Here is a 12,236-nt window from a genome sequence, read left to right as displayed (position 1 = left end):
GAACCTAGGGAACCAGGGGTTCGGGAAACCAGGCTACAAGGTCCAAGTTGCCACAGTAGATGTAGTCGATGCCGTTTCCATTCCCTCGCCCGACGGGGCAAAACACCGCTCCGGTTTCGTTCACGTAAAACCGTCCTCCTTGGTATCCCTTCACGGCCCGGATGGGTTCTACCGCCTTCCGAAGTAGTTCCGGGTTCCGAAGAACCTTCGACAGCCTCAACTTCCGGGTAGCCCGTGGAATCAACCTCGGCGGATCATCGTCGGTGAGAACGGGGACCTCGCAGTAGATGTCACCCCCACCGGCAGCCAGAACGTAGGGAATGCCGGGTCGGGGCCCCCGCCAGGGTTCCCCCGCCCGGAGTGGGTTGCCCTCGGCGTCGACCGCCTCGGCCGTGAAAACTCCTTCCTCAATCTCGAAACGAAAATCCTCTTCCAAGAACCCGGCAAAATAATACCGCACGGTTGTATCGTCTTCGTTCCCGACGGGCACGATCACATGCCGGTATTCATTAACATAGAAGACCCCGCCCAGGCCGGCGCCCACGGAAGCCTTGACCCTATTGACCATATCCACCACGTCCCGCCGCCCTTCGTCAACTGCTAAGTACCGAACACCAAACTCATGCTCAAAAAAAACCGTGACCTCCCACTTGTTCTCCACCATTCGAACTGCGTATTTCGCCAGTCTACTGACGTTCTGGGGCCACACTCCACGATACATCTGAACATCCATCACGCCTATAGCCTCTTTATCCAGTCAACCAATTGTGACTTTTCCACCTCACAGGACACCCTTCCTAGATACACCGACTCCCAGTCGCCGCAACGAGTCCGCCGGTTCGTCAGCACGACACCACCGGCACAGACCCGCACGCGCCCGGCCACGTCGCCCGGTCTGGCCGTCCGAAACCGCCGATACAACTCGGCGTCCGGCCCCCGCAGGATTTCGGAGACCGTTTCGGAACCGGACCGCGTGGGATGAGACCAGTAGCATCGGAGACTCCCGTCCTGCTTCAGGACACATTCCAAGCCGATCGTGGTCGGGCCGGGCCACGGATCGCCCGGTTCCAACCCCGAGGGGTCCGAAACATCGAATCGCTCACCCCAAGGTGAGCGAAGCACCAATGGGCCGTCGTACACCCCTAGCAGCACGCGTTTTCCCACATCGTCATCGTTCCCGTTCCACCCCCCGGGCAGCGGCTTGACAACCAATCCGAAGGGCAGGAACAGAACCCGTCCCCCTCCCCAGCGTCGCAACACCAATTCCGTAAGCCGTTCCGCCCCCTCCGAGCCCTCCACCTCCCAGAACGCCGCGACGTCATCGGATTCCACCCAGGCCCCCAACTTGCCGCCGTGGAACCGGAAACCCGACCTCGTTCCCCGAGCTGGGGAGTACGGCCCCATCCAGCGCGGCAGGAACTCTCCGGACGCCCGGCCCCGCGAACCGCGCCCTAAGTCCCCCCAGGAAACGAACAAGAAACTCACCGCGGAAACTCCAACGCGCCCAACTTCCTCGGAAAAGCAATGCGCTGCCCCCTCACCTCCACCCAGTACTTCCCCTCCCCGTCCCAATACAGTCGGGTGATCTGAACCCCGGCGCGTCCCTCTTCCTCCCGGATCCAGTCGAGCAGCGCCCTTTTCGCTTCGGCCGCCTCCGGCGACGCGCCCTGATCGCGCCCCAAAGCATACACCGTCAGGTTCCGTCCCCTGGACGCCTCGATCTCTCGGCGCCCCCGCCTCATGCGAATGCGATACACCTCCGCCCGGGAGGCGCGTGGGGCCGATTCGTCCTGCCGGACCATCCCCAGGAACATCCAGTGTTCCCCCCGGTTCGTTCCCGTTGCGTCCGTTCGAACGATGAGGTGCCCCGCCGACGTCAGCCTCGCCCGCCGATAGCGGTTTCGCAACAGGATCTCGTCGATTAGGTCCTGAGGGGCCGGGATGATTTCCCCGTCCTCGCTTCGGAGATTACGTTCCTGGTCGACGCGCACGTCGATTCCTTCGGGACGTCCTGGGAAGGGGTCACCGCGCCCCAACTGAGCCCCATCTACAGCCTGGGCCGGGGGCCGATACTGCCGTGGGGGAGTTCCTACCTCTTCCAAGGTGTTTGCCCAGAACTGCCCATTGCGAGGAAAATCCCAGTGGAAATAACGATTTCTGCTCGCGCCAATGATCTCGTGCCAGTCGGCGAGCTCGTAGATAGTCTCGTCCTCCGTGTCTCGCACGTACAAAACGACGACCCGCGCTTCGCCGCCTCGCGGACTTTTTCGCAACATCCGACCGAGGCTTTGAATCCTCTGCCGAACGGAACTACTCGATGCCACAATGACGCCAAGGTCCGCAGATGGTACGTCAAAGCCCTCTACGAGCGATTTGGCACTGACGATGATCTTTGCCACCCCCGTGCGAAATGCCTCAATGTTTTCAACCCGCAGGCTTCCCGGAAGCATGCTGTGTTCCAGCACCGCGGGGAGGCCATCCTCAAGAATGGCGAAATAGATTCTCTCCGTCTCTTCAATGGACTCGTGGAACAAGATTACACGCCGATCAGAACCCGCCGCCTCCCCCGCCAATAAGCCCCGCGTCACCTCCACGCGGGCCCGGGCACGATACAGCAAGCGTTTTCTCCGGTTCGCCAATCCAATAAAGCGCGCCGCCTCATTCGCCAATTCACCCCCTCGGGAAGCCTGAGTTTGGCACCATGCTAGGAACCCCTGTCGTGACCGACTCCTTCTGTGCCGGACCTGAAGGTCTTTCCGTAATTCAGAGATTTCTCTACTCAGCCTTTCATATTGTTCGCGTTCTTCGGGTGTCAGAGGCACCCCAATGTGCCAGACTTCAAAGGGAGTCAGAAGCCCCTCGTCCAAACACTGCTTCACCGACAGTTCGTAAATGACCGGACCCACGCCCTGCCCAACAGCGCTCTCCGCGAATCCATCACTCCCGGCAGCCGCGTCCGTGCTGCCCTCCGGCGTGGCGGAAAGCCCCAAGGTGTACCTGGGGTTGGTTTCGAAGATACGCCTCGCCATGGACGCCTGGGCTCGGTGGCATTCATCCACAACTAGCATCATGCGCTCACTCCACCTCGCCCGGCGGACCAACTCCGGCAATCGTTTTCGTGCCGAAGCCAGCACGGAAATCACGATCCGGACGGATTCCAGACTTTCGATATCCCTCCCCCCGCCGAGGCACGCGATCGCCCCTTCCGGAAGATTGCTCCTGGACAACTCGTCTCGCCATTGGTTCATCAGAGGAATCGTGGGGACCACGATCGCCACACGGAGGTCACGCTCCAGGCGTTGCTGGGCTTCCTGGATTGCCGCAAGGGCGAACAGCGTCTTCCCAGCCCCGGTGGCAACCTTTATGGTTCCCCTTCCCTTTTTCAACCACACCTCCAAGCATTCCCGTTGCCAGCGGTGCAACTCAATGTTCTCGGGCACGAGGCGCCACCGTGCCGGCACCTCGTCCGGAGCGCCACTCCCGCCCCCGGATCCGTCGCCCCCTTTGATGTCCCGACCCGGCTCCAGGCGTTCTGCCACGGCCTGTCGTGTCATCAACTGGAGAAGCAGCAACTTCTCCTTGGCTCCAAAGAGTTCCTTTTTCACCAACGTATCGCTCTGCATTCTGAAATCACCAAACCATGGAACAACGGCCAACAGGGTCCACAAAAGTTCCTATGGCCTCCCGAAGGGCCAAAACAGGAGAACGCCAATGTTCTTAAGCGGGGCCCACTTGCCCTGCGTCCGGCGCAGCGCCCTGCGAAATCCATCCCGCGAGTTCCCTCCTTGTTTCCTTCGATCTCCACAACAAACGGCCACCGGGCGCGAAAGGGCGCCTCGGTGGCCGTGTGGATTTCGCGTGGTTCGTCCCGCCCGGTTGCCCCGCCATGGGTGTCCCCTCCCTCGTGGATGGCGGTTGTTCATGGTAGGGGAAAACCTCGACCGGGCGCAACGTTTTCCGGGCCACGGCCACGGGTCGGCAGTCAGATCCTGTCCGGCCTGGGGCGGACCGCCGAACTGCCCCCCGTCCCCTCCCTCCCCCGGGACAGGGGTCAGACGGCCCGTTCCGCCACCCCGAACCACGGGAGCACCACGACGCCGGAGCGCCGGAACGCCTGGTCGCCGCCGTAGAAGAGGGCCGCGGGGCCGTCGGGGTGGCCGGAGAGGGTCTGCCAGTATCGAAGGTTCGAGAAATACTCCGGGGTGACGGTCTGGCCGGATTTGATCTCCACCGGGATGCGGTGGCGCCCGAGATCCACGAGGAGGTCGATCTCGTGGCCGGCCGTGTCGCGCCAGTAGTAGAGGCTCGGGGACTCGCCCCGGTGCAGGAACGCCTTTAGAAACTCGCTCACGACAAACGATTCGAACACCGCCCCCCGCTCGGCCCGGTGAAAGAGCTCCTCCGGGGACCGGATCTGAAGGAGGTAGCACAGGAGCCCCGTGTCCAGGAAGTAGAGCTTGGGGCTTTTGATCAGCCGTTTCCCGAAGTTCTCGTGGTGGGGGCGAAGCAGCGCCACCAGAAAACTGGCCTCCAACACCGAGATCCATCGCCGCGCCGTCGAGTGGGTGACCCCGGCGTCCGACGCCAGGGCTGAGAGGTTCAGCAACTGACCCGTTCGCCCGGCGCACAGCCGCAGGAAGCGGCCGAACGTCTCGAGGTCCCCCACGTTGACCACCGTACGCACATCCCGCTCGATGTACGTCTGGTAATAGCTCGCGAGCCAGTCGCGCGGATCCACTCCTGTCGCGTGAATCCGGGGGTAAAACCCGGTGTACAGGGTCTCGAACAGCCCCCGGGGGGGAGTTGGCAGGCGGTTGGCCGGAACCTCCCTGCCCAGGGTGTCGAACGAAAGCGGCTCCGCGCCCAGGAGTTCCGCCAGGGAGAACGGTAAGAGGTGCAGCACGGCGCACCGTCCCGCCAGGGTCTGGGAGATCCGCTCCAGCAGGAGGAAGTTGTGGGACCCCGTCAGCACGAAGCGCCCCGTCGTCCGGGGGTCTTCGTCGACCAGGACCTGGATGTACGAGAACAGCTCCGGGGCCCGCTGCACCTCGTCCAGGATCACCGGCCCGGAGAACTGCGCCAGGAACCCCCGTGGATCCTCAATGGCAAAGGTCCGCTGGTCGGGGAGCTCCAGCGAGACATACGCGTGCTCGGGGAACGTTGCGCGGACCAGGGTGGTCTTGCCGGACTGGCGCGGGCCGGTGACGCTGACCACCGGGAACGTTTGGGCGGCGCGGACCAGCTTCGAGGCGAGCGTGCGCGGGATCATGGCGGCTCCATGACAATTGAATATCAGATGTTCAATTAACACGAGCAAGGTTTCGCGGCAAGCCGAAAGGGGGGCTCAACGACGAATGGAAACGGATCCTCGGGCCCCGCGGTTTAGGGCGAACGGAGGACCTCGGCGAACCGGGCCGGGCTCAGGATCCGGCAGGGGGCCACGCCGGAAAGGGCCAGGAGGTCGCGGTCACCGGTGACAAGCGCGTCCGCGCGGGCCACAACGGCGTGGGCGAGGAGGTAGTCGTCTTTCGGATCGCGCACCACGCGGGGGATGGGTTCGGGGATGGGGGGCAAGAGCTCGGAGCAACCGCGGAGGATGTCAGCAAACCGGTGCCACACCTCGGGAGAAATCCGGCTTGCGAGGTAGGCCTTCCGTCGAATCACCACGGACAGTTCCTCCAGGAGTTCTTCGGGAAGAAGGATCGTGTATCGACCGAGGATGCCCGCCTCGACCACGAACTCGACCTCCCCCCCTCCCCTCCTCGCCAAGAGGTAACTCACAAACAGGTTTGCGTCGATCAAGGCGCGGAGCACGGCTCACGGCCCCCGGAAGCGCACTTTCCCTTTCTCTTCGAGACGGCTCACGGCCTCCCGAACGAGGTCGTCAGCCAACCGGTTGCGGTCTTCGGGCGAAAGATCAACCGTCCGGCTCCCCGCCGCGTCGGCCAGGGCCCGAAGTTCCTCTAGGGCCCTGTGTCGCTCCACGTGGTCTCGCGCCCGCTTCAACTCCTGGTACTCCTCGAACGACAGCAGGACGGCCCGGGGGCGTCCCCGCCTCTCGATCACCACTCCCTCACGGTGCTCGCTGACCCAGCGCAGGAGCTCCCCGAACCGAATTTTCGCGGCGGTGGCGGAAACCGTGGTACCCATGGGTAACCCTCTATTCGGTTATTCTAGTGGTCAACTCACCGATCATTCTCCCCGATTTTTCCCCGGCCGTCGTCCCCAGTCAAGCAAAACCCTGTGACAACCCGGCGGGCGGGGATCGGCCCCGGTGGGCCGTTGTGGTACCCTCCGGCCCCCGGCTCTCCCAGGTCAAGAGAGGAGGAAATCGGGTGCGGCGAAGAGAACGGGAGGTCACGGACCCCGCCGAGATCGAGGCGATCCTCCGGGAGGCCACGGTGTGCCGCCTGGGGCTCCGGTGGGCCGAGGACGTGTACGTGGTGCCCCTGAGCTTCGGGTACGAACCCGGACGGCTCTACTTCCACGGCGCGCCCGAGGGGCTCAAGATGGAACTCCTGCGGGCCAACCCGAGAGCGTGCTTCGAGGTGGACCTGGTGGACGGGGTGCGGCGGGAGGGGCCGCCGTGCTCCTGGGGGTTCCGGTACCGCAGCGTGATCGGCTGGGGCCGGGTGGCGGTGGTGGAGAATCCGGAGGAAAAACGCCGCGGCCTTGCGGCCATCGTGCGCCAGTTCGGGGGCGACGCCGGGGGGGCCTCATTCCCCGAGAAGGCCCTGGCAGCCACCGCGGTGCTCCGGCTCGAGATCGAGAGGATGACCGCGAAGCGGGCCGGATGAGGCTGGGAGGCTGGGAAGCTGGGAAGCTGGGGAGCGAAATACCTTCGCAGATGAGAAAGTTACGGAGGTTTCTTTCGCCCTGCTCCACGCGCCGGCGGTCCGGGGGACGGGCTTGTGAGAACAGCGATCCCGGGGGCCGGCCCGCGGCCGCAGACGGTTGACCGGTGACCGATGACCGAAGTCTTGGAGGACTCGCGCATGATCGAGGGGTTCGAGATCCGCGAGGTGCGGCCCGGGGAGTACGAGGCCCTGGGGCGGCTGCTCGTCGAGGTGTACGCGGCGCTCCCCGGGTTCCCCCGGCCCGAGGACCAGCCCGAGTACTACGACAAACTCCGGAACGTGGGGCGCCTGAACGAGGAACCCGACACGAGCGTGCTCGTGGCCGTGGCCCCGGACGGCCGGATCGCGGGCGGGGTCGTGTATTTCGGCGACATGGCGCGCTACGGCTCCGGGGGTACGGCGCCCCGGGAGAAGAACGCCTCGGGCATCCGGCTCCTCGGGGTGGATCCGGCCTTCCGGGGCCGGGGGATCGGCCGGGCGCTCACCGAGGCCTGCATCGCCCGGGCCCGCGGCCGGGGCCACGGCCAGGTGATCCTCCACACCACCCGGGCCATGGAGGCGGCCTGGCGCATGTACGAGGGCATGGGGTTCCGGCGTTCGCCCGACCTCGATTTCCTCCAGAAGGACCTGCCCGTGTTCGGGTTCCGGCTCCGGCTCACCCGGCCGGGATAGTTCCCCGTCCTTGCCCCCCGGCGAGGCGGCGTGCTAGGTTTCCGCGCTTGTCCAACCCGATGCGCGCCTTGGGGAAAAGGAGCGGTTCGATGGCGATCACCCGAGACCAGGTGCTCCACGTGGCCCAGCTGGCCCGGCTGGAGTTCGGCGACGACGAGATCGACGCCTTCACCGAGCAGCTTTCCGCCATCCTTGACTACGTGGCCAAGCTCGACGAACTCGACCTCGCGGACACCGAGCCCATGGCCCACGTGCACGACGCGGTGAACGCGTTTCGAGACGACGAGGTCCGGCCGTCCCTCGGCCAGGAGGCCGTGCTGGCGAACGCCCCAGAGGCCGAGGACGGGTGCTTCCGGGTGCCCAAGGTCATCGAGGCCTGAGGGGAGGCGCGCGATGGAACTTCTCGGCATGACGGTGCGGCGCCTCCGGGGGCTCCTCGACCGGGGCGAGGTGACGAGCGAGGAGATCACCCGAGCCTACCTCGACCGGATCGAGGCCCTGAACCCCAAGCTGAACGCCTACATCACGGTGACCCCGGAGCTCGCCCTGGAGATGGCCCGGGCGGCCGACGCCCGCATCCGGGCCGGCGAGGCGGGCCCGCTCACGGGGATCCCGGTGGGCCTCAAAGACCTCCTGGTCACCAAGGGGGTCCGGACCACCTGCGCCTCGCGGATCCTGGAGAACTTCGTGCCGCCCTACGACGGCACCGCCGTGGCCCGGCTGCGCGAGGCCGGGGCCGTGTTCCTCGGGAAACTCAACCTCGATGAGTTCGCCATGGGCTCGTCCAACGAGACCTCGGCCTTCGGCCCGGTGCGAAACCCCTGGGACCCCGAGCGGGTGCCCGGGGGCTCGAGCGGCGGCAGCGCCGCGGCCGTGGCGGCCGGGCTCGCTGCGGCCACCCTGGGCTCGGACACGGGCGGGTCGATCCGCCAACCCGCGGCCCTGTGCGGGGTGGTGGGCCTCAAGCCCACCTACGGCCGGGTGAGCCGGTACGGGCTCGTGGCCTTCGCCTCGAGCCTCGACCAGATCGGGCCGCTCACCTGGGACGTGGCCGACGCGGCCTGGCTGTTCCAGGCCATTGCGGGCCACGACCCCCTGGACTCCACGAGCATCGACCGGCCGGTGCCCGACCTCGCGACCCTCGAGCCCGACGTCAAGGGCCTCAGGGTCGGGGTGCCCCGGGAGTACTTCATCGAGGGCCTTGACCCCGAGGTGGAGGCGGCCGTGCGCCGGGCCATCGGGGTGCTGGAAGCCCAGGGCGCCGAGGTGCGGGAGGTGAGCCTGCCCCACACCGAGTACGCCGTGGCCACCTACTATCTGATCGCCCCGGCCGAGGCGAGCTCCAACCTGGCCCGGTACGACGGCGTCAAATACGGCCTTCGGGTCCCGGGCGAGGATCTGATCGACACCTACCGCAAGACCCGGGCCGCCGGGTTCGGGGCCGAGGTGAAGCGCCGGATCATGCTCGGCACCTACGCGCTTTCGGCCGGGTACTACGACGCCTACTACCTCAAGGCCCAGCGGGTGCGGGCCCGGATCGCCGAGGACTTCCGGCGGGCCTTCGCCGAGGTGGACGTGATCGCCTGCCCCACCACCCCGACCCCGGCGTTCCGGCTCGGGGAGAAGGTGGACGACCCGCTCCAGATGTACCTGAACGACATCTTCACGATCCCGGCGAACCTGGCCGGGATCCCGGGGATCAGCGTGCCCTGCGGCCTGACCGGGGCGGGGCTCCCGGTGGGGTTCCAGCTTCTCGCCGGGGCGTTCGAGGAGGAGACCCTCCTTCGCGCGGCCTGCGCCTACGAGCAGGCGGCCGGCCTCGACCGCCGGCCCGACCTCTCGAAGCTGGGCTGATCCCCGGCCCCCGACCAACCGACGACGCACGGCCGTTTCTTCGTAGGAGCCCGAGATGGCGTGGGAAATGGTGGTGGGCCTCGAGGTCCACGCGCAGCTTCTGACCGACACCAAGATCTTCTGCGGGTGCTCCACCCGGTTCGGGGCCGAGCCCAACTCCCAGGTGTGCCCGGTGTGCATGGGGCTTCCCGGGGCGTTGCCGGTCCTGAACCGCCGGGTGGTGGACTTCACCCTCAAGGTGGCCTTGGCCACCCACTGCCGGGTCGCGCCCATGAGCCGGTTCGCCCGGAAGAACTACTTCTACCCGGATCTCCCCAAGGGCTACCAGATCAGCCAGTACGAGCTGCCGATCCTGGAGCACGGCTGGCTCGAGGTCACCGGCGCCGACGGAAACCCCAAGCGGATCGGGATCACCCGGATCCACATGGAGGAGGACGCGGGGAAGCTCCTCCACCCCGAGATCCCGGGCGCGGACTGGAGCCTCGTGGACCTGAACCGCGCCTCGGTGCCCCTCATCGAGATCGTGAGCGAGCCCGACATCCGAAGCCCCAAGGAGGCCTCGGAGTACGTGCGAAAGCTCCGGGAGATCCTGGTGTACCTGGGGGTGTGCGACGGCAACATGAACGAGGGGAGCCTCCGGGTGGACGCCAACGTCTCGGTGCGGCCCAAGGGGGAGACGAAACTCGGCACCCGCACCGAGATCAAGAACCTGAACTCGTTCAAGTTCCTGGAGCAGGCCCTCGCCTACGAGGCCGAGCGCCAGATCGAGCTCCTCGAGACCGGGGGCCAGGTGGTCCAGGAGACCCGCCTCTTCGACAGCCAGAGGGGGATCACGCTCTCGATGCGGTCCAAGGAGGAGGCCCACGACTACCGGTACTTCCCCGACCCGGACCTGCCGCCCGTGGTGATCGACGCGGCCTGGATCGAGCGGGTGCAGAAGGACCTGCCGGAACTCCCCGACGAGAAGCGCCGCCGGTTCCAGACCCAGTACGGGCTCCCGGCCCAGGACGCCGACCTCCTGTGCCAGAGCCGGGACCTGGCGGACTACTTCGAGGCGACGGTGGCGCTCCACGACGACCCCAAGGCCGTGGCCAACTGGATCATGGGGTACGTGCTGCGGGAGCTCAACAAGGAGGACGCCCCCCCGATCACCGAGGCGCCCGTGACCCCGCGGCACCTGGCCGGCATGCTCGACCTGGTGAAGAAGGGGGTCATCTCGACGAACATCGCGAAGACCGTGTTCGACGAGATGTGGGCGACGGGTAAGGACCCGGAGACCGTGGTGGAGGAGAAGGGCCTCAAGCAGATCTCCGACACCTCGGCCATCGAGGCCCTGGTGGACGAGGTGCTCGCCGCGAACCCCAAGGAGGTGGAGGCCTACCGGGGCGGCAAGACGAAGCTCCTGGGGTTTTTCGTGGGCCAGGTCATGCGGGCCACCAAGGGCAAGGCCAACCCCCAAGCCGTGAACGAGCTCGTGCGAAAGAAGCTGGGCAGCTAATTGCTCCGGCGGATGAACAAGCTCGTTTGGCTCGCGTCACGGGTGCTTCGGTAGTTGGGTGGGCGGGCCCGCGGCCTTGCGCCCCGGGCCCCCCTTCTTCCTCTCGCCTTGGCGCCCGCGGGTCCGGAAACCTGTGGAAGTGCCTCCGTGGCAGGGGCGGTGGGCAAGGAGCCCGCCTCATTCGTGCCGAATCACGGGGGCCAGAAAACGCGCCTCCTCCTGGGCCACCCGTCCCATCACCTCCTCGATCACCCCGCCGAACATACGGCTCATCACCCCGATGTTCATGCCGGCGATCCAGACCCGCCCATCTGAGGTCTCAAACACGCCGATCCTGCACGGCATCATCGCGGTTATCTTCCGATTCTCCTCATCCTTGAGGATTTCATGCGCATAGTCGGCCTTACACAGAGAAAGAACCCTCATCTCGCCGACATCTGTATACCCGTCCTTCGCCAAGCTTGCTGTAAAGTTGTATATTTTTGGAACCTTCCATCCAGCCCTCTCCGCGGATTCTTTTATCGCTTGAACAGTTTTCTCCACGTCGAACTTACTTTGATGCACAGAAAACATCGCAGAAGGCATCACATTCATCACGACAAGGCCCATCACGACAAGACCGGCAACGAAACCGCCGATAGAAAACAACATCTTTTGCTTCATTTAAAACTCCTCCCACAGGATTCAGCAAATCGATCGCCAGTATTTCTGAGCTATTATTACGGTATCTTGGGACCGGATCGCACCCGCGCCGGGGTCAACAGAGGAATCACACAAACGGAACGGGGCCGGGGCCCCGGCGACACGGGGCCCCGGCCCCTGCGGATCCGCTAGCGGACCAAGTCAATCGGTTCCAGCCCACCCTCGCAGCCGTCGCAGGCAACGACGCTCGTGGGCTGGGCCTTCCGAACAGCCTTCGACTGCCCGGCAATCGCGTTTGCGCCCACTGCAACCAAGGTCAGCGTCAGCAGCGATACGATCCAACCGCGCATGGCTCACCTCCTATTTTCCATTTCCACGAAATCCGAGACCCAAACACGTTGCGGAAGCGCTTCCGACATTCACCTGCATTAGATGCACCCGCAAATCCCCGGTCACACCCCCAACCGCATTTTTTCCGGGATTTCTTGTAACATACCGTAATCACAATCGAATTCAGACTCACCCTACGACCCTCTGGCTCGTCGCCGGCAGACGGCCCCGGCACTCGCCCGTGGATCCGACCCGACGCCGTCGGCACCAGGAGCCTTCCCGTACGGCGCGCCCCGGCGTGGGAGGAGGAAACGACCGTGAGGGAGAACGGAACAGGTGTGCTCAATGTCTTCCCCAGCGCCGGAACCAATACCTTCAAACGT

12 protein-coding genes are annotated in these 12,236 nt (G+C 65.4%); 5 read left to right on the top strand and 7 right to left on the bottom strand.

What is annotated here, in order from left to right:
• Positions 1–4 precede the first annotated feature (4 nt).
• The 5 genes from ACYQ8L_RS06350 to ACYQ8L_RS06330 form a co-directional block, all read right to left on the bottom strand.
• The gene (locus ACYQ8L_RS06350; protein ID WP_459940941.1) at positions 5–664 is read right to left on the bottom strand and encodes a hypothetical protein; all 660 of its coding nucleotides are present in this window, start codon (positions 662–664) and stop codon (positions 5–7) included.
• An 817-nt stretch (positions 665–1,481) separates the two neighbouring features.
• A complete protein-coding gene (locus tag ACYQ8L_RS06345) occupies positions 1,482–3,605 on the bottom strand; it encodes a DEAD/DEAH box helicase (protein WP_459940940.1) in 2,124 nt (707 codons plus the stop codon).
• A 446-nt stretch (positions 3,606–4,051) separates the two neighbouring features.
• On the bottom strand, positions 4,052–5,269 hold the full coding sequence (locus tag ACYQ8L_RS06340; RefSeq protein WP_459940939.1) for an ATP-binding protein: 1,218 nt from the start codon (positions 5,267–5,269) through the stop codon (positions 4,052–4,054).
• 113 nt (positions 5,270–5,382) lie between these two features.
• Entirely contained in the window at positions 5,383–5,814 is a 432-nt protein-coding gene (locus ACYQ8L_RS06335; RefSeq protein WP_459940938.1) for a putative toxin-antitoxin system toxin component, PIN family, read from the bottom strand.
• A gap of 3 nt (positions 5,815–5,817) precedes the next feature.
• On the bottom strand, positions 5,818–6,150 hold the full coding sequence (locus ACYQ8L_RS06330) for a type II toxin-antitoxin system Phd/YefM family antitoxin (protein ID WP_459940937.1): 333 nt from the start codon (positions 6,148–6,150) through the stop codon (positions 5,818–5,820).
• 185 nt (positions 6,151–6,335) lie between these two features.
• On the opposite strand from ACYQ8L_RS06330, the gene ACYQ8L_RS06325 reads away from it, so the two are divergent.
• From ACYQ8L_RS06325 to gatB, 5 genes are all read left to right on the top strand, one after another.
• Positions 6,336–6,797: a pyridoxamine 5'-phosphate oxidase family protein gene (locus tag ACYQ8L_RS06325; RefSeq protein WP_459940936.1), complete on the top strand. Its 462-nt coding sequence runs from the start codon at positions 6,336–6,338 to the stop codon at positions 6,795–6,797.
• Positions 6,798–6,968: 171 nt separating this feature from the next.
• A complete protein-coding gene (locus ACYQ8L_RS06320) occupies positions 6,969–7,529 on the top strand; it encodes a GNAT family N-acetyltransferase (protein WP_459940935.1) in 561 nt (186 codons plus the stop codon).
• Between the two features lie 89 nt (positions 7,530–7,618).
• The gene (gene gatC / locus ACYQ8L_RS06315) at positions 7,619–7,909 is read left to right on the top strand and encodes an Asp-tRNA(Asn)/Glu-tRNA(Gln) amidotransferase subunit GatC (RefSeq protein WP_459940934.1); all 291 of its coding nucleotides are present in this window, start codon (positions 7,619–7,621) and stop codon (positions 7,907–7,909) included.
• A 13-nt stretch (positions 7,910–7,922) separates the two neighbouring features.
• Positions 7,923–9,383: an Asp-tRNA(Asn)/Glu-tRNA(Gln) amidotransferase subunit GatA gene (gene gatA, locus ACYQ8L_RS06310; protein ID WP_459940933.1), complete on the top strand. Its 1,461-nt coding sequence runs from the start codon at positions 7,923–7,925 to the stop codon at positions 9,381–9,383.
• 55 nt (positions 9,384–9,438) lie between these two features.
• Positions 9,439–10,881 (top strand): Asp-tRNA(Asn)/Glu-tRNA(Gln) amidotransferase subunit GatB, encoded by a 1,443-nt coding sequence (gene gatB / locus ACYQ8L_RS06305; RefSeq protein ID WP_459940932.1) that lies wholly within the window; start codon positions 9,439–9,441, stop codon positions 10,879–10,881.
• A 177-nt stretch (positions 10,882–11,058) separates the two neighbouring features.
• Here the strand turns inward: gatB and ACYQ8L_RS06300 are convergent, their stop codons facing one another.
• Together ACYQ8L_RS06300 and ACYQ8L_RS06295 are read right to left on the bottom strand one after the other, a co-directional pair.
• Positions 11,059–11,544, bottom strand: coding sequence for a DUF302 domain-containing protein (locus tag ACYQ8L_RS06300; protein WP_459940931.1), 486 nt, complete (start codon positions 11,542–11,544; stop codon positions 11,059–11,061).
• Between the two features lie 167 nt (positions 11,545–11,711).
• Positions 11,712–11,873: a hypothetical protein gene (locus ACYQ8L_RS06295; protein ID WP_459940930.1), complete on the bottom strand. Its 162-nt coding sequence runs from the start codon at positions 11,871–11,873 to the stop codon at positions 11,712–11,714.
• Positions 11,874–12,236 lie beyond the last annotated feature (363 nt).

The organism is Deferrisoma palaeochoriense, assembly GCF_054656955.1.
Note: the sequence above shows the minus strand (reverse complement) of the source record. Positions and strands in the feature narration are given on the sequence as shown.